The 17,577-nt window shown below is 70.0% G+C and carries 13 protein-coding genes; 11 read left to right on the forward strand and 2 right to left on the reverse strand.

From position 1 onward, the window contains the following. On the reverse strand, positions 1-751 hold a 751-nt coding region (locus TR33_RS20390), incomplete at its 3' end, for a hypothetical protein (RefSeq protein ID WP_052358216.1). Between the two features lie 155 nt (positions 752-906). Next, positions 907-2,163, reverse strand: coding sequence for a folylpolyglutamate synthase family protein (locus tag TR33_RS20395; RefSeq protein ID WP_042284798.1), 1,257 nt, complete (start codon positions 2,161-2,163; stop codon positions 907-909). A gap of 111 nt (positions 2,164-2,274) precedes the next feature. Between TR33_RS20395 and TR33_RS20400 the strand changes: the two genes are divergently transcribed. From TR33_RS20400 to TR33_RS20450, 11 genes are all read left to right on the forward strand, one after another. Continuing rightward, positions 2,275-3,624 (forward strand): bifunctional folylpolyglutamate synthase/dihydrofolate synthase, encoded by a 1,350-nt coding sequence (locus TR33_RS20400; protein ID WP_026124858.1) that lies wholly within the window; start codon positions 2,275-2,277, stop codon positions 3,622-3,624. Between the two features lie 36 nt (positions 3,625-3,660). Then, positions 3,661-4,047 carry a DUF4233 domain-containing protein gene (locus tag TR33_RS20405; protein WP_042284799.1) on the forward strand — a complete coding sequence of 129 codons (387 nt, stop codon included), beginning with the start codon at positions 3,661-3,663 and terminating at the stop codon, positions 4,045-4,047. 166 nt (positions 4,048-4,213) lie between these two features. Then, positions 4,214-4,618 (forward strand): nucleoside-diphosphate kinase, encoded by a 405-nt coding sequence (gene ndk / locus TR33_RS20410; RefSeq protein ID WP_014910389.1) that lies wholly within the window; start codon positions 4,214-4,216, stop codon positions 4,616-4,618. Between the two features lie 279 nt (positions 4,619-4,897). Beyond that, positions 4,898-5,932 (forward strand): rod shape-determining protein, encoded by a 1,035-nt coding sequence (locus TR33_RS20415; protein WP_014913012.1) that lies wholly within the window; start codon positions 4,898-4,900, stop codon positions 5,930-5,932. 1 nt (position 5,933) lies between these two features. Then, a complete protein-coding gene (gene mreC, locus TR33_RS20420; protein ID WP_017533776.1) occupies positions 5,934-6,833 on the forward strand; it encodes a rod shape-determining protein MreC in 900 nt (299 codons plus the stop codon). After that, on the forward strand, positions 6,830-7,390 hold the full coding sequence (gene mreD, locus TR33_RS20425) for a rod shape-determining protein MreD (RefSeq protein ID WP_017533777.1): 561 nt from the start codon (positions 6,830-6,832) through the stop codon (positions 7,388-7,390). Before mreC ends, mreD begins: the two co-directional genes overlap by 4 nt. Positions 7,391-7,394: 4 nt before the next feature. Then, positions 7,395-9,500 (forward strand): penicillin-binding protein 2, encoded by a 2,106-nt coding sequence (mrdA, locus tag TR33_RS20430; RefSeq protein ID WP_014912752.1) that lies wholly within the window; start codon positions 7,395-7,397, stop codon positions 9,498-9,500. Then, positions 9,500-10,681 carry a rod shape-determining protein RodA gene (rodA, locus tag TR33_RS20435; RefSeq protein WP_017533778.1) on the forward strand — a complete coding sequence of 394 codons (1,182 nt, stop codon included), beginning with the start codon at positions 9,500-9,502 and terminating at the stop codon, positions 10,679-10,681. The genes mrdA and rodA overlap by 1 nt, the downstream gene beginning before the upstream one ends. A 167-nt stretch (positions 10,682-10,848) precedes the next feature. Further along, a complete protein-coding gene (locus TR33_RS20440) occupies positions 10,849-12,786 on the forward strand; it encodes a TIGR03960 family B12-binding radical SAM protein (protein ID WP_014911927.1) in 1,938 nt (645 codons plus the stop codon). 660 nt (positions 12,787-13,446) lie between these two features. Continuing rightward, positions 13,447-14,229, forward strand: coding sequence for a TIGR03936 family radical SAM-associated protein (locus tag TR33_RS20445; RefSeq protein ID WP_014910759.1), 783 nt, complete (start codon positions 13,447-13,449; stop codon positions 14,227-14,229). A 158-nt stretch (positions 14,230-14,387) separates the two neighbouring features. After that, complete coding sequence (locus tag TR33_RS20450) at positions 14,388-17,507, forward strand: ribonuclease E/G (protein WP_042284801.1); 3,120 nt, start codon at positions 14,388-14,390, stop codon at positions 17,505-17,507. Positions 17,508-17,577 lie beyond the last annotated feature (70 nt).

Genomic DNA, 17,577 nt, shown 5'->3' on the forward strand with positions numbered 1-17,577 from the left:
TCCGGGCCGCTTCGTAGGCTCGCCCCTCCTCGCGGCCCTCTTCGCGCCCCTCCTCGCGGCCCTCTTCCCGGCCGATGCCGACGTATTTGCGGGCGAAGTCGCTCTGCCACTCGTAGGTGCCCACGCTCATCAAGCCCTCCAGTTCCTTCCGGGCGGCCTCGTTGAGACCTGCCAGAACGTAGTCATAATAGAACGTCCGATTCTCTTCGGCCGTGGAATTCAGCGCCTCCACCATCGCCTTCAGCGCCTCCGGATCGTCGTCGCCGTGAGCACGGGCGGACAATACGGCCAGTTCCGGGAGGGCTCGTGCCCTCTCGACCCCTGTGACCTTGGGGGTCCTGCCCGGGCCGATGGTCAGGGGCGCCAGGTCGAAGCCCGGGTGGCCGGTCCGGATCGGTCGGGCGCACCACGCCGCGACGGCGTCGGTCGGACACAGGACCAGAAGCACCGTCGGGCACCTCAGCCGGACGTGGAGGGTGACCAGGTAGGCGGGCCAGCTGCGTCGTTTCCCCTGGTCGTGGCCGTGTTGGCGTTCGATCACCACGGCCATGACGTTCTCGGTGCCCTCGCGGAGCACCACGGCTCCGTCGCTGTTGAACTCCTTGGGGTCGCAGTTGGTCAGGACCGAACTGGTGTTGAGCGCCTCGGTGTGGCGTGGAACCTCGATGCCGAGGGATTCCAGCAGGGCCGGGGCCATGTCGGGTCGGTTCTGCACCAACCGGAGGGGGATCTCGTGCTCTCGTGTGGGCATACGGCTTCCTGGGGTCCGATGACGGTCGAGAACGCCCTCTAAGGGGTGCCGACCGACGGGAACGGGTGGAAACGAGCATGCCGGGCTCTTCGTCCGGGTGGTGGTGCTTTTCGAGATCCGGGGGGTATGTGACCCGGCCGGAACGTCGCTCGAGGTCAGAGCGGGGTGAAGAGGCGGTCGGTGGGCACGTCCAGCGCCTCGGCCATACGGCCGGTGAAGTAGACGGTGCCCATGGCCAGGATCCGATCGCCGAGCGAGGCGATGAGCTCGGGGGAGAGGTCCTCGGCGTCGATACGACCCCAGTGTTCGGGCAGCTCGTATTCGAAGCGCAGGTGGGCCTCGGGGAGGCGGACCGCGGTCACCGGAAGATCCCTCAACAGGTCCACCGCGCCGGGCACGTCCTTGTGGTCGGGCAGGCACAGGAGCACGTGGTCGACCCCGCCCCACAGGGAGCGGGCGCGGTCGAGGGCGATCCCGGCCCCGACCCGCTCGATAGCCGAGTCCACCAGCACGCGTGCGGTCGCGCTTCCGGGCACCGGGTGTTCGGAGAGTCGGGTGGGCAGGTGGAGGGTCTCCAGGACACGGTGCAGCCGCTCGACGGGCAGGGGACCGCGGTCCAGGACCTCCAGCATGTGCTCGGCGGCGGCCACGCCGAGGACGCCCGAGGCGGCGGACAGGCCCGGCGGGCGCAGTTCGAGCGGGGGTTCGATACCGGGAGCCTCGGGATCCACGACGTGGGGGAGGACCCGTCCTTCGGTCGCCTCGGCCAGGGCCCGCTCGACGACCGGGGTCACCTCGGCGCTCTGGGGAAGACTCACCAGGGCGCGGGTGCGTTCGCCGGCCACCCGGGTCTTCTCCCGCGCGATCTCGGGGACGGTGTCGCCGAGGAGCCCTACGTGCTCGGCGAAGACCTTCCCGAGGGCCACCACCTCGGGGCCGATCAGACGCAGCTCGTCACGGTGGCCGCCGATGCCCGCCTCCAGGACGCACACGTCGGCGCCGATCTCGCGGGCCTTGAGCAGACCGGCCATCAGGAACAGACCGCTCGGGGCGAGGTGGCCGCCGCTCTCCTCCACCGTGGGCAGACGGCGGCGGGCCACGTCCATCTCCGCCCCGAGGGCCTCCAGTTCGGCGTCGGTCACGGAGACACCGTCCACCCTGACCCGCTCCCGGTAGCCGCGGAAGCTCGGCCCGGTCACCAGAACGGTCCGCAGGCCCGCGGCGGCCGACGACGCCGCGGCCACGGTGGCCGTGCTCCCCTTGCCCTTGGAACCCACGACCCCCAGCACCGGTGTCCGTTCGGTGTCCAGGTCCAGCTCCCTGAGGAGGGCGGCGGCCCGGTCCAGGCTCCGGGTGCGTCCGGGGCGGCGCTGGGCCCATTCGGAGAAGAAGAAGGAGTCAGGGTTCGGCATATCCCAAGTATGGTCTCCATGACATCCGGCCTCGCACGGCCGGTCCGGATCCGGACGCCGGGCGAGGCCGCGTACACTGGCGCGGGTGTACACCCCGACCATCGAGACGCCGTGAGCGGCGCGGGCGCCCATGAGCGCTACGCCGAGGTCACCGCGCAGATCCTCTCCCGCGCGCCCGAGACCGACATCGATCCCCGCCTGGACCGCGTCCGTACGCTTCTGGACCTGTTGGGCGACCCTCAGCGCAACTTCCGGGTCGTCCACATCACCGGGACCAACGGCAAGACGTCCACGGCGCGGATGATCGACGCCCTGGTGCGCGGTCGCGGTCTGCGCGTGGGCCGCTACACCAGCCCGCACCTGAGGACGGTGCGCGAACGCATCGTCGTCGACGGTGAGCCCATCTCCCAGGAGCGGTTCGTCGAGGCCTACGACGACATCCGTCCCTACATCGAGATGGCCGACTCGATGAACGACGCCCCGCTGTCGTTCTTCGAGATCCTCACCGTCATGGCCTACGCCGTCTTCGCCGACGCCCCCGTGGACGTCGCTGTGGTGGAGGTCGGCATGGGCGGGACGTGGGACGCCACCAACGTGGTGGACGGGGACGTCGCGGTGGTCACACCGATCGGTATCGACCACACCGAGTACCTGCCCGACACCCTGGACGGCATCGCGGAGGAGAAGTCGGGCATCATCAAGCCGGACTCGGTCACCGTGCTGGCGCAACAGCCCGTCCCCGCCGCCGAGGTCCTGGTCCGGCGCGCCGCCGAGGTCGGATCGACGGTGGCCCGCGAGGGGCTGGAGTTCGGGGTGGTCTCCCGTGAGGTGGCCGTCGGCGGTCAGCAGATCGCCGTCAAGGGCCTCACCGGGAACTACGAGAACCTCTTTCTCCCGCTGTTCGGAGAACACCAGGCATCCAACGCCGCCGTGGCCATCGCCGCGGTGGAGGCCTTCTCCGCCTCCGAGGACGCCATCGGTCTCGATCCGGTGATCGTCGCCGAGGCGTTGGCCGGTCTGGAGTCGCCGGGGCGTATGGAGGTCGTGCGCACCAGCCCGACCGTCATCGCCGACGCGGCGCACAACCCGGCCGGGATGATCGCCACGGCCGCCGCGGTAGAGGAGGCCTTCACCTTCTCCCGCCTGATCGGTGTGGTGGCCGTCATGGCCGACAAGGACGTCGAGGGGATCCTGGACCCCCTCGAACCGCTGCTCGACGAGATCGTCGTCACCCGTAACTCCTCTCCCCGCTCCCTCGACCCGGAGAACCTCGCCGCGCTCGCGGAGGGGATCTTCGGTGAGGATCGCGTGCATGTGGCCCCCCGACTCGACGACGCCATCGACCGGGCCGTGGGCCTGGCCGAGGAGGGCGGAGAGTTCGGCGGGGTCGGCGTGCTGGTCACCGGTTCCGTGGTGACCTCCGGCGACGCCGTGCACCTGATGCGCGGCTCGGGAGAGTAGAGGGCGGGGAGACCCACCTACGAAGGGAAGACCGACGTGCGCACAGTCTGTGCCGTAGTCCTCGTGTTCGAGGCCATCGTGATCGGCCTGGCGATCCCCATCGCCATCCAGCTTGAGGGCGTCGACCCGGCCGTGGCCGGCGGCGTCTGGGGCGGTATGGCCGTGGCCGCCCTGCTCCTGGCCGGACTCCAGAAGCGGACCTGGGCGCACTACGCGGCCTGGGCGCTTCAGGCGGCCTTCCTCTTCACGTCCTTCATGATCAGCGGGGCGCTGCTGGTCGCGATCATCTTCGGGTCGCTGTGGGTCATCGGCGTGATCATGGGGCGTCGGGTCGACGAGATCCGGGCGGTCCACGCCGCGCACGCCGAGGCGGCCGAGGACGAGGAGGGCGCGGTCACCGCGCCCGGTTCCCAAACGCGATAGTGTGACGCACGTCCGGGCGGGCGGGCCTCGGGTCCGCGACAGGCGGATCGTCTCCCTCCCACCCCCTGGTCCCGGACGCACACCCGTACATTCCACCGCGTGCGGCCACGCCGCGGGCCTCGTGCCCCCGTGCGCCGTGCGGGGGCAGTGAGGAGTTGAAACGCACGTGGAGCGCACTCTCGTTCTCATCAAGCCGGACGGTGTCCGCCGCAACATCATCGGCGAGGTCATCTCGCGCATCGAGCGCAAGGGCCTGAAGCTGGTCGCGATGGAGCTGCGCACGCTCGACACCGACACCGCGAAGACGCACTACGAGGAGCACGCCTCGCGTCCGTTCTTCGACTCGCTGGTGGAGTTCATCACCGGTGGTCCGCTGGTGGCCATGGTGGTCGAGGGCGACCGCTCCATCGAGGCCTTCCGCGCCCTGGCCGGCGCCACCGACCCGGTGACCGCGGCCCCGGGCACCATCCGCGGCGACTTCGCCCTGGAGGTCCAGCAGAACATCGTGCACGGTTCGGACTCCACCTACTCGGCCGAGCGTGAGATCAAGCTGTTCTTCCCGGACCTGTAGACCGTGGAAGATCGCCGGAGCCGGTGATCGGGGCGCTCGCGCCCGTGTCGAACATCGGCTCCGATCCCGTACGACGCGTCCCTTCGGGGGCGCGTTCGTCGTTTCCGCGACCTTCTCCACGGTGTCCGTCCGGTGGTGAGGCAACGATTCGGTGTGTTTGCGTAGCGGACTAAGTGCGGACCGTTACGATACGGAGGACTGGATACATACCGTGTCGGAACGGCTACCCGAGGTCGCTCCGCGCGCACACGCCCGCCACGGCGCCTCTGAGGACGTGACATGCCGAACAACCTTGCATTTCTCGGCCGGGACATGGCCGTCGACCTTGGTACCGCCAACACACTGGTGTACGTGCGCGGCCGCGGGATCGTCCTGAACGAGCCGTCAGTGGTCGCGCTCAACACCTCGACCGGCAAGATCGTGGCGGTGGGTATCGATGCCAAGCAGATGATCGGGCGCACACCCACCAACATCACCGCGATCCGCCCACTGAAGGACGGCGTCATCGCCGACTTCGAGGTCACCGAGCGGATGCTCCGCTACTTCATCCAGAAGATCCACCGGCGTCGGCACTTCGCCAAACCCCGGATCATCGTCGCGGTGCCCAGCGGCATCACCTCCGTCGAGCACCGCGCCGTCAAGGAGGCCGGCTACCAGGCCGGGGCCCGCCGGGTCTACATCATCGAGGAGCCCATGGCCGCCGCGATCGGCGCCGGGCTGCCCGTCCACGAACCCACCGGCAACATGGTCGTCGACATCGGCGGCGGCACCACCGAGGTGGCCGTCATCTCCATGGGCGGCATCGTCACCTCGCAGTCCATCCGGGTGGGCGGGGACGAACTCGACCAGGCGATCATGACCTTCATCAAGAAGGAGTACTCCCTGATGATCGGGGAGCGCACCGCCGAGGAGATCAAGGTGGCCATCGGATCCGCCTACCCCACGGGGGCGGAGGAGCTCCACGCCGAGGTGCGCGGCCGCGACCTCATCAGCGGTCTGCCCAAGACCATCGTCATGTCCGAATCGGACGTGCGCCAGGCCATCGAGGAGCCGGTCACCGCGATCATCGACGCGGTCCGCACCAGCCTCGACAAGTGCCCGCCCGAACTGTCCGGGGACATCATGGACCGGGGGGTCGCCGTCACCGGCGGCGGGGCCCTGCTGCGCGGACTCGACGAGCGTCTCCTGCACGAGACCGGGATGCCCATCCACGTCGCCGAGAACGCGCTCGACTCGGTCGCCGTCGGCTCCGGGACGTGCGTGGAGAACTACGAGCGTCTCCACCAGGTCCTCGTTCCGGAACGGCGGCGTTGACATGCTCCGCGACTCCTCACGGTCCCGCGTGCTGTTCGCCGTGCTGGTCGCGGCGGCCCTGGTCCTCATGGTCCTGGACTCCCGACCGGGGAACGACGCGGTGACCTCGCTGGCCAGGGCCGGCGGAGAAATCGCCTTCGTGCCGGCCTCGGCCGGGGTGGGCGTGTTCGCCGAGCCCGCCGGCCGTTTCTACGACGGGCTGCGCAAGAGCCACGAGAGCGCCGCGCGCATCGCCGAGCTGGAGACGGCCAACGCCGAACTGCGGGCCGAGCTCGACTCCACCCGGATCGACGAACACCGCTCCGAGCAGCTCGACGAGCTGCTGCACCTGTCGGGCCTCGGGGGCTACGAGATCGTTCCGGCCCAGTCCGTCACCCGCACCACCGCCCACGGCTACGCCCACACCGCGACCCTGGACGCCGGAACCGAATCCGGTATCCGCAAGGACATGACCGTGCTCAACGGCTCCGGTCTGGTCGGTCGGATCGTCGAGGCGGGGCCGCGCACCTCCACCGTCAAGCTCGCCACCGACGTGAACTCCTCGGTCGGAGCCCGGCTGGAGGGGACCCGCAAGATCGGCTCGATCACCGGCGGCAGCGTCCTCGGCGGTCCGGAGGCCGACATGACCCTGGAGCTCTTCGACATGGAGGCCCCGATCGAGAAGGGGGACCGGGTGGTCACCCTCGGCTCGCACGAGGGGGCGCCCTTCGTTCCCGGGGTCCCGATCGGGACCGTGGACGACGTCCAGGTGGCGCCCGGAGCGCTCAGCCGGATCGCCCGGATCACCCCCGCGGTGGACTTCGCCGCGCTGGACATGGTGGGCGTGGTCGTCAAGGGCCCGGCGGAGGACCCGCGCGACTCCGTTCTGCCGCCCAAGCCCGACCCGAAGGGGGACCAGTGAGGGCTCTGGTAACGCTGTTCCTGGTGACCGTCACGGTGCTCGTCCAGGCCACGGTCGTCAATCGGCTCCCCTTCGAGTGGGGGCCCGGCCCCGACCTGGTCCTGGCGGCCGTGGTCGCGGTCGCCCTGACCACCGGGCCCGCCGCGGCCGCCGCGTGCGGTTTCGCGGCGGGTCTGGCCATGGACGTCCTGCCGCCGGCCGAGCACCCCATGGGGCGTTACACCCTGGTGCTCTGCGTGGCGGCCTACCTGATCTCGCTGCTGCACTCCAACGCCGGTCTGGGCGGGGGGAGCGGGGCCCGGGTCTCGCGCTGGGCGGCCGTCGGCGTCACCGCCGTCGCCTCCGTGGGCGTGGGCCTGGGGTACGCCCTCGTCGGGATGATCATGGGGGACGCGCACATCACGGTGTCCGCGGTGGCCTCCAACGTCGGTATCGGCACGCTGCTGACCACCCTGTTCGGGCCGCTGGCCCTGTTGCCGATCCTGTGGGCGCGCACGCTCCTGGCGGAGGACGAGTACGCCACGATCCAGGGTCCGACCTCCGTGGGCGGGTGGTGACCTCATGCGAAGACTGCCGGTCGACCCCGCCGTACCGCGCCGCAGGCTCGGTCGGCTCGGTCTGATCCTCGCCCAGTTCCTGGTCCTGTCCCTGTTCGCGGTCCTGATCGGTCGGCTGTGGTACCTCCAGGTGCCCATGGCCGACCACTACCGTGAGCTGGCCGTGGCCAACCATCACCAGGAGTTGGTCGTCCCCGCCACCCGCGGCCAGATCCTGGACGCGGCCGGACGCCCCCTGGTCAACAACCGCACCGAGCTCATCGTCTCGGCCGACTACCACGAGTTGCAGAGGATGGACGACGGCGGGGAGAAGGTCCTGAGCGACCTCTCCGAGGTGCTCGACATCCCCCTGGAGAAACTCCAGCAGCGTATGCGGCTGTGCGGCCCCGAGGTGGAGCGTCCCTGCTGGCCCGGATCGCCCTATCAGCCCGTCACCCTCGCCGAGGACGTCGAGGGGCCCCTCGCGCTCCAGATCATGGAGAAGTCCGACGACTTCCCGGGGATCACCGCGCAGGCGCACGCCGTGCGCGAGTACCCCCAGGGCGAGCACGCGGGCCAGATGCTCGGCTACCTCCAACCGGTGACCCAGGAGGAGCTGGACGCCAGGGAGGAGCTGCGCACCGGCTTCACCGGGGTCGACCAGGTGGGTCGTGACGGTCTGGAGGCCGTCTACGACAAGGAGCTGCGCGGTACCCCGGGTCTGCGCACGCTGGGGGTGAACAACCACGGCGAGGTCATGGACGTGATCTCCGAGGAACTCCCCGTGGCCGGTCGCCACCTCATCACCCACATGGACATCGAGGTGCAGAAGGCCGCGGAGAAGGCGCTCGCCGAGGGTATGGCCGGAGCCCGCCCCAAGTACAAGGCGGACTCGGGCGCGGCCGTCGTCCTGGACGTCACCAACGGCGGCGTGGTCGCCATGGCGAGCATGCCCACCTACGACCCGAGCATCTGGCAGGGCGGCATCGACCAGAAGACCTTCGACGAGATGCTCAGCGAGGAGGCAGGCGAGCCCCTGCTCTCTCGAGCGGTCCAGGGCACCTACCCGCCCGGCTCCACCTTCAAGGTGTCGTCGCTGTCGGCCGCGGTCGAGAACGGGTACTCCCTGCGCAGCACCTACGCCTGTCCCGGGTCGGTCACCCTGGCCGGCCAGAGCTACGAGAACTACGCGGGCGCGGGGCAGGGCAGCATCACCCTCAAGCAGGCCATCGTCGCCTCCTGTAACACCGTCTTCTACAACTTCGGTTACCAGATGTGGCTCAAGGACGGCGGCCTGCACCCCGACGGAGACCCGGACGAGGCCATGGCCGAGATGGCCCGCGGCTACGGCTTCGGTTCGCCGACCGGCGTGGACCTGCCCTACGAGACCGGGGGGCGCATCCCCGACCGTGAGTGGAAGCGCACCTTCTGGGAGGAGACCCGGGAGGCCAACTGCGCCCGCGCCGAGGACGGCTATCCGGACATCGCCGAGAGCAACCCGTCCCACGCGGCCTACCTCAAACAGCTCGCGCACGAGCACTGTGTGGAGGGCTTCGAGTGGCGGGCGAACGAGGCCGTCAACTTCGCGATCGGCCAGGGCGACGTGCTGGTCAGTCCGTTGCAGTTGGCCTCCGCCTACGCGGCCATCGCCAACGGCGGCACCCTGTACGAGCCCCGCGTGGCCAAGGCCCTGGTCTCCGCGGACGGTTCGCGGGTCGAGCCCATCGAGCCGACCGTCAAGCAGGAGGTCCCGGTCAGCGACGAGACCATCCGTTACCTCCAGGAGGCCCTGACCGAGGTGACCCGCTCCGGTACCGGTGGCGGCGCCTTCGGCGACTTCCCGCAGGACCAGGTGGCCGTCGCCGGCAAGACCGGTAGCGCCGACGCCGAGCAGCGACAGGTCTCGTCCTGGTTCGCCTCCTACGCGCCCGCCGACGATCCGCGGTACGCGGTCGTCGTGCTGGTCTCGCAGGGTGGTACCGGTGGTGAGACGGCCGCGCCCATCGCCAGCAACATCTACAAGGCCATCTATGGGCTCGGGGGCGGTAAGGAGCTGCTGCCCGGCGGTAAGCCGTACTCCGACCTGCCCACCGTCCGCACGGACGGTTCCATCGATCCCCTGGAGCGATGATGAACATCCACATGGGCATGCCCCGGAACCAGGGCTCCGGGTTCGGGCGCACCGCGGCCACCGCGGCGGGCAGCGTCCGGCGCCTGGACTGGATCCTGATCGTCTCGGTGCTCGTCCTGGGCTGTATCGGGGCGCTCCTGGTCTGGTCGGCGACCCTGCCGGGGGACGGCGGCGACCCCAGGGACACGATCGACGCGCTCATCCGCCACCTGGCGCACTTGGGCGTGGCCTCGGTGGTGTGCCTGGTGGTGGCGAGCCTCGACTATCGGACGGTCCGCGCCTACGCCCCGATCGTCTACGGGGTGACGGTCGTCTGCCTGATCCTGGTGCTCACGCCCTTGGGCGCGGTCATCAACGGATCGCGCGGATGGATCGTGATCGCCGGCTTCCAGTTCCAGCCCAGTGAGCTGGCCAAGGTGGGCTTGATCCTGCTCCTGGCCACACTGCTGGGGGAACCCCGAGACGGCGAGACGCGGCCGATGACCCGCGACGTGCTCCTGTGCCTGCTGGCCGTGGCGGTCCCGCTCGGGCTCGTCATGCTCCAGCCCGACCTGGGCACCACCCTGGTGCTGTGCGCGATCTTCCTGGGCATGCTCACCCTGTCCGGCGCCCCGGTGGTGTGGGTGGCCGGCATGCTGGCCACCGGGGCCTTCGGGGCGTTCATGGTGTGGTGGCTCGACCTGTTGGAGCCCTACCAGGTGGACCGCATCGCCACCCTGATGGACCCCGCGGCCGACCCGCAGGGCGCGGGGTACAACTCGGCCCAGGCGCTCATCGCGGTGGGGTCGGGCGGCTTCGACGGCACCGGGCTGTTCCAGGGGGAGCAGACCCACGGCCGGTTCGTGCCCGAGCAGCACACCGACTTCATCTTCACGGTGGCCGGAGAGGAACTCGGCTTCGTCGGGGCCGGGGCGATCATCGTCCTCTTCGCCGTGGTGATCTGGCGGATCCTGCGGGTGGCCCGGGAGTGCGACACGCCCTATCCGCGCCTGCTGTGCGTGGGGGTGGCCACCTGGTTCGGCTTCCAGGCCTTCATCAACATCGGGATGGGCCTGGGGATCCTCCCGGTGACCGGTCTGCCGCTGCCGTTCGTCTCCTACGGCGGTACCGCCATCCTCGCCAACATGCTCGCCCTGGGGCTGGTGCTGGGGGTCGACTCCCGGGACCGCGGCTTCGAGTGAGGTCGGCTCCGGGGCCCGAACGAGCCCCGGAGCACGCGGTCCAGGGGAGTGGTCCTTCGAGAGCGGTTAGCCTGGTGACATCGTGCGCCCGTGCACCCGGCCCGGAACGCACCGCTCGGGCGTCAGCCCCGGCCAGACACGTTGTCCGCCGATCGAAGGCCCACACCATGTCCGTCGAAAGTCTCTTCCCGCGCCTCGAACCCCTGTTGACCCAGGTGGGAAAGCCGATCCAGTACGTGGGCGGTGAGCTCAACTCCGTGGTCAAGGACTGGGACGAGGCGACGGTGCGCTGGGCGCTCATGTACCCCGACGCCTACGAGGTGGGCGTGCCCAACCAGGGGGTGCAGATCCTCTACGAGGTCCTCAACGAACGCGAGGGCGTTCTGGCCGAGCGGACCTACGCCGTCTGGCCGGACCTGGAGCGGTTGATGCGCGAGCACGGCGTCCCGCACTTCACGGTGGACGCCCACCGGCCGATCCGCGCCTTCGACGTGCTGGGTCTGAGCTTCGCCAGCGAGATGGGCTACACCAACATGCTCACCGCGCTGGACCTGGCGGGCATCCCTCGTCGCTCGGCCGACCGGACCGAGGAGGATCCGATCGTGCTCGCGGGCGGCCACTCGGCCTTCAACCCCGAGCCCATCGCCGACTTCCTGGACGCCGTCGTCCTGGGGGACGGCGAGGAGATCTCCATCGCCATCACCGAGATCATCCGCGAGTTCAAGGAGGAGGGCGAGCCCGGGGGCCGTGACGGGCTGCTCCTGCGCCTGGCCGCCACCGGCGGGGTGTACATCCCCCGTTTCTACGACGTCTCCTACCACGAGGACGGGCGGATCGCCGCCTACGTCCCCAACCGCGACGGGGTGCCGAACACGGTCCAGAAGCACACCGTCATGGACCTGGATCAGTGGCCCTACCCCAAGAGCCCGATCGTCCCGACGGCCGAGTCCGTGCACGAACGCTACAGCGTGGAGATCTTCCGCGGCTGCACCCGCGGCTGCCGCTTCTGCCAGGCCGGGATGATCACCCGCCCGGTCCGCGAGCGCAACCAGGAGACCGTGCAGAAGATGGTGGAGGAGGGCGTGCGCAACTCCGGCTTCCAGGAGGTCGGGCTGCTCTCGCTCTCCAGCGCGGACCACAGCGAGATCGGCGATATCGCCAAGAACCTCGCCGACACCTACGAGGGGACCAACACCGGTCTGTCGCTGCCCTCGACCCGGGTCGACGCCTTCAACATCGACCTCGCCAACGAGCTGACCCGTAACGGTCGCCGCTCCGGTCTGACCTTCGCGCCCGAGGGCGGCAGCGAGCGGATGCGTCGGGTGATCAACAAGATGGTCACCGAGGAGGACCTCATCCGTACCGTCACCGCCGCCTACGCGGCGGGGTGGCGGCAGGTGAAGCTGTACTTCATGTGCGGCCTGCCCACGGAGGAGGACGAGGACGTCCTGGCCATCGCCGACCTGGCCACCGAGGTCATCCGCACCGGCCGTGAGGTGACCGGTCGCAAGGACATCCGCTGCACCGTCTCGATCGGCGGGTTCGTCCCCAAGCCGCAGACCCCGTTCCAGTGGGCCGGACAGACCTCGCACGAGGACGTCGACGCCCGGCTGCGCAAGCTCCGGGACCGTCTGCGCGGGGACCGCAAGTACGGGAAGTCCATCGGTCTGCGCTACCACGAGGGGCGCCCCTCCATCATCGAGGGACTGCTGTCCCGAGGGGACCGTCGGGTCTCCCGGGTCGTGGAGGAGGCCTGGAACGCGGGCGGTCGCTTCGACGGCTGGAGCGAGCACTTCTCCTACGACCGCTGGATGAAGGCGGCCGAGGAGGGGCTGGCGGGGACCGGCGTGGACGTGGACTGGTACACCACCCGCGAGCGTTCCGAGGAGGAGGTCCTGCCCTGGGACCACCTGGACGCCGGTCTCGACCGCTCCTGGCTGTGGCAGGACTGGCAGGACTCTCTGCACGGCGAGGAGTCGTTGGAGATCGACGACTGCCGCTGGAACCCCTGCTATGACTGCGGTGTCTGCCCCACCATGGGGACAGAGATCCAGATCAACGACGACGCCGGGGGACGGCCGATGCTCCCCCTGTCCGTAATCTGACCCGTTCGATCGCCCACGGGCGCGTGGAGAGCCTCTCCGCGCGCCCGTGGTGTGTCCGAGGGGCGTGGGGAGAGGCGGAGGGTCACGGGGGCGACGCTCGGGCGTTCCTCGACGGGGAGGGCCCGAGTGGGGGTGTGGGACGAGGGGCCGGACATGACGAGATCCGGGCCTCGGGTGCCCTGGGAGAAAAAGGAGTAAAATGCGCGCGCCGGGTGCTCTTCGCTCTCATGGGGGAGCCGCCCGGGGAGAAGGTGTACGGCCCGGCGCCCCGCTCGCGCCGGGCCGTACGTGAAGTAAGACTCGCGGGTGCGGTGGGCGGTTGCCATGGGTTGCGGATTTTCTTTGGATTTTTTTCCGCGACCCCTGTGTTCTGGTGGTGAACACCGCTCCGAGCCCCTCTTGGACCCGGTCGGGACTTTTCGATCGGGGGTCGGCGGGGGAGATATCGGTAAGCGCGGTCCTGCCGGCGCGGGTGCACCACGGCGCACCGTACGCTGAACAGGACGAGGAACAGCCCCTTCGGGTCGCCGACCACCGGCCCATACGCAGGGGGACACGAGGAAAGGAGTTGAGCTGCCCCCCGTAAACGAGGGCACCACCTCACCCTCCAACACCAAACCCGGCCAACGGCTTCGCGTCCGCTACGCCAAACGCGGACGCATGCGTTTCGCGAGCCATCGTGACATCGCCCGGGCACTGGAGAGAGCCCTGCGCAGGGCCTCCGTACCCGTGGCGTTCTCCGCCGGCTTCTCACCGCACCCCAAGATCTCCTACACCGGTGCGGCCCCCACAGGGGTCGCCAGCGAGGCGGAGTATCTTGAGCTCACCCTCGCCGAGGACCGCCGACCCGAACAGGTCAGGGACGCGATCGACGCGGCCATGCCCGAGGGCATCGACGTCGTCGAGGTCGTCGAGGCCCGTATCCCGGGTCTGGCCGATCGCCTCCAGGCCTCCCTGTGGCAGGTGAGGATGGACGGTGTCGACCCCGACGAGGCCACCCGAGCGGTGGACGCCTACCTGGCCACCGACAGTGTCGAAGTGGAACGGGTGACGAAGAAGGGTCGACGCCGGTTCGACACCCGCCCGGCCGTTCTCGACATCGACGTGAGCGGTGGGACCTCTGGGCGCGTCCCAGGGGAGCGACACGCGACATATGCCATACTTCGAATGGTCGTACGGCACACGACACCTGCTGTGCGACCGGACGACGTGCTGACCGGCCTTCGTCGACTGGCCGACCTCGCGCCGCCGTCATCTCCCATGATGACCCGGCTGGCGCAGGGGCCACTGGACGAGGTGACAGGTGCGATCGCCGACCCGTTCGACGCGGACCGGACCGAGGCTCCCACCAACGAGAGCACCGGGTCCGCGAACGATGAGACGAACGATCGACGCACCCGCGCACCACGGCCGTCACCGCCCATGACGGGCCCACGCCGATGAGTGGTCTTACGGCGGGGGACATGGGCGGAACCACAGGACTCTGCCCCGGCGGCACCCAGGTGCCGTCGGCGCTGACACAGCGACGACAGCTCTCGTGAGCCGCGCCGCGGGCCGTAAGGTCGCGGTGTGCCCGAGGGCTCTGACGGGAGACCGCCCGGATGCTCGACAACGAGCCCAACAACGGTGCCGAAGGCGCCGTGGGTACAACTGAAACAACCGAGAAGAAGGCGGCGACGCCCTCCAAGGGGGACGGCGGGGTCCGGGTCACCACACCCGCGCCCGCCAAGGGCGCTCGCCGCGCGGCGGGACCGCCCCCGGAACCGGACGAGGTCTTCACCCCGCCGGCCGCCCCGGTGACCACCCTCGCCGGCTCCGGTGAGGTGGGTACGGTCAAGACCTCGGTCCGGACCTCCACCTCGCGTAAGCGCACCGTACGCGCCGCGGGTCGCCCCGAGGAGATCTCCGAGGCCGCGGCGGGAGGCCGCGCGTCCCGGGACAAGGCGCGTGCCGACTCGCGCGCCGCCGAGCCCGACGAAGGGTCGCGCAAGACCCGGGTCGAGGCGACCGAGGAGAAGGAGAACAGCGGCCGGAGCCGCTCCCGCTCCAGGACGCGCACCCGTGCGACCAAGAGCGTGGAGACCCCCGCGCCCGAGCCGGTCGAGGCCGAGAAGGCCGAGGAGGACGAGACCACCCCCACCGCCGAGGCGGCGGGCGCGCTCTTCACCCCTCCCGGAGGCATGCTCTTCCAGCCCCCCGTGGCGCAGGAGAGCGCTCCGACCCGACCCCGCAAGGAGGTCGAGCCCGAACCCGAGCAGGTGGAGGAGCCCGAGGAGACCGAGCGGGCCTCCGCCGCCGAGGAGACCGGCGCCGAGGAGCGTCCCGGGCGTCGTCGGCGCCGTCGGGGCGGTCGTGGACGCGGCCGTTCGCGCGGCGCCGAGGAGAGCACTGAGGACGAGGAGCGCGGCGACGCCTCCGGCGAGACCGACACGGCCAAAGGCCGTGACAAGGACGACCGGTCCGCCTCCGAGACCGACACGGCCGACGACGAGGGTTCCGAGGACTCCGAGGACACCTCCGAGGACGGTTCGGAGCGCGGTAGCAGCCGTCGCCGCCGTCGTCGGCGGCGCCGTTCCGGCTCCGGTGGCGAGACCGCCGTGGACGACCCGCCCAACACCGTGGTCAAGGTGCGCGAGCCGCGCCAGGAGCGTCCCATCGAGGACGAGGTCCAGGCGGTCCGCGGCTCCACCCGTCTGGAGGCCAAGAAGCAGCGCCGCCGCGAGGGGCGTGAGCAGGGACGCCGTCGCGCCCCGATCGTGACCGAGTCGGAGTTCCTGGCCCGCCGCGAGGCGGTCAAGCGCGACCTGGTGGTCCGTCGGACCGGCGACCGTACCCAGATCGCGGTCCTGGAGGACGACGTCCTCGTCGAGCACTACGTCGACCGGGCCACCCACCGTTCCTACGTGGGCAACGTGTACCTGGGTCGCGTGCAGAACGTGCTGCCGTCGATGGAGGCCGCCTTCGTCGACATCGGCAAGGGCCGTAACGCCGTGCTGTACGCCGGCGAGGTCAACTGGGACTCCTTCGGTCTGGAGGGCCAGCCCAAGCGCATCGAGTCGGTGCTCAAGTCCGGTCAGTCCGTCCTGGTGCAGGTCACCAAGGACCCGATCGGCCACAAGGGCGCCCGTCTGACCAGCCAGATCAGCCTGCCCGGCCGCTACCTGGTGTACGTGCCCGGCGGTTCGATGACCGGGATCAGCCGTAAGCTCCCCGACAAGGAGCGCGCCCGCCTCAAGCAGATCCTCAAGAAGGTGATGCCCTCCGGCGCCGGCGTGATCGTGCGGACCGCGGCCGAGGGCGCCAGCGAGGAGGAGCTGGAGCGCGACATCACGCGTCTGGCCAAGCAGTGGGACTCCATCAAGCGCAAGTCCAAGTCGGCCGGCGCCCCGTCCCTGCTCAACAGCGAGCCCGACCTGACCGTCCGTGTCGTCCGCGACGTCTTCAACGAGGACTTCTCCAGTCTGGTCGTCTCCGGTGACGAGGCCTGGACCACCGTCCACGAGTACGTCGACTACGTGGCGCCCAACCTCTCCGAGCGGCTGTCGCACTGGACCGAGGACCGTGACGTCTTCGCGGCCTACCGGATCGACGAGCAGATCAACAAGGCGCTCGAGCGCAAGGTGTGGCTGCCCAGCGGTGGTTCGCTGATCATCGACCGCACCGAGGCCATGACCGTGGTCGACGTCAACACCGGTAAGTTCACCGGCCAGGGCGGCAACCTGGAGGAGACGGTCACCAAGAACAACCTGGAGGCGGCCGAGGAGATCGTCCGTCAGCTCCGGTTGCGCGACATCGGCGGCATCATCGTCATCGACTTCATCGACATGGTGCTGGAGTCCAACCGCGATCTGGTGCTGCGCCGGATGTTGGAGTGCCTGTCCCGGGACCGGACCAAGCACCAGGTGGCCGAGGTCACCTCGTTGGGCCTGGTCCAGATGACCCGTAAGCGGGTCGGCCAGGGGCTGCTGGAGGCCTTCTCGCACACCTGTGACCACTGCAACGGTCGCGGCCTGCTGCTCTCCACCGAACCGGTGGAGAACAAGGGCGGCGGCAACGGCGGTCGCAAGAAGAAGAAGGGCAAGGGCGAGGCCGACCAGGCCTCCGACAAGGCCGAGAAGACGGACAGGACCGAGAAGGTCGAGGAGCCCGTCGAGGACACGGCCGTCGCCGTGGAGACCGACGAGGCGCCCGCCGCGGACGAGGGGCGCTCGGAGAAGGCCGACAAGCCCGCCAAGCGCACCCGGAGCCGTAAGGCCGCCGAGAAGGCCGACAAGTCCGACAAGGACGCCGAGCGGGTCGAGGAGACCGCGGAGACGGCCGCTCCCGAGGGAACGGACGACACCGAGGTCGCGGCGGAGGCCCCCGCCAAGAAGACCCGTAAGCGCGCCTCCAGGGCGAAGAAGACCGAGGCGACCTCCCACGAGCCCACCGAGGCCGTGACGGAGCCCACCGAGGAGAAGGAGGCCGCCGAGGCCCCCTCCGAGGAGGAGGCCCCGGTCAAGAGGACCCGCCGGCGCACCACCACCCGCAAGACCGCCAAGGTCGACGCCGGTGAGGGTGAGCGGGCGACGGTGGAGGACGACTCGGACGCCTCCACCACACGGACGACCGCCGACGGTGACGCCGAGAGCGCCACCGAACGGCCCAAGCGCCGCCGTACGCGGCGGACCAGGACCGCGGTGTCCTCGCCCTCGGGCGAGACCACGGTCGACGCGGGCTGATACGGGCGGGACGACATCTGGTCCGGATCGGTGACGAACCGGTCCGGACCAGAGCATCTGTGCGGGCCTG

The sequence above is a fragment of the Nocardiopsis alba genome, assembly GCF_000710955.1.
GTDB lineage: Bacteria > Actinomycetota > Actinomycetes > Streptosporangiales > Streptosporangiaceae > Nocardiopsis > Nocardiopsis alba.

What these genes read in the sequence shown, in the direction of transcription:
- TR33_RS20395 (WP_042284798.1), bottom strand. Translation starts at nt 2,163, where the DNA reads ATGCCGAACCCTGACTCCTTCTTCTTCTCCGAATGGGCCCAGCGCCGC.
- TR33_RS20415 (WP_014913012.1), top strand. Translation starts at nt 4,898, where the DNA reads ATGCCGAACAACCTTGCATTTCTCGGCCGGGACATGGCCGTCGACCTT.
- mreC (WP_017533776.1), top strand. Translation starts at nt 5,934, where the DNA reads ATGCTCCGCGACTCCTCACGGTCCCGCGTGCTGTTCGCCGTGCTGGTC.
- mrdA (WP_014912752.1), top strand. Translation starts at nt 7,395, where the DNA reads ATGCGAAGACTGCCGGTCGACCCCGCCGTACCGCGCCGCAGGCTCGGT.
- rodA (WP_017533778.1), top strand. Translation starts at nt 9,500, where the DNA reads ATGAACATCCACATGGGCATGCCCCGGAACCAGGGCTCCGGGTTCGGG.
- TR33_RS20440 (WP_014911927.1), top strand. Translation starts at nt 10,849, where the DNA reads ATGTCCGTCGAAAGTCTCTTCCCGCGCCTCGAACCCCTGTTGACCCAG.
- TR33_RS20445 (WP_014910759.1), top strand. Translation starts at nt 13,447, where the DNA reads ATGCGTTTCGCGAGCCATCGTGACATCGCCCGGGCACTGGAGAGAGCC.
- TR33_RS20450 (WP_042284801.1), top strand. Translation starts at nt 14,388, where the DNA reads ATGCTCGACAACGAGCCCAACAACGGTGCCGAAGGCGCCGTGGGTACA.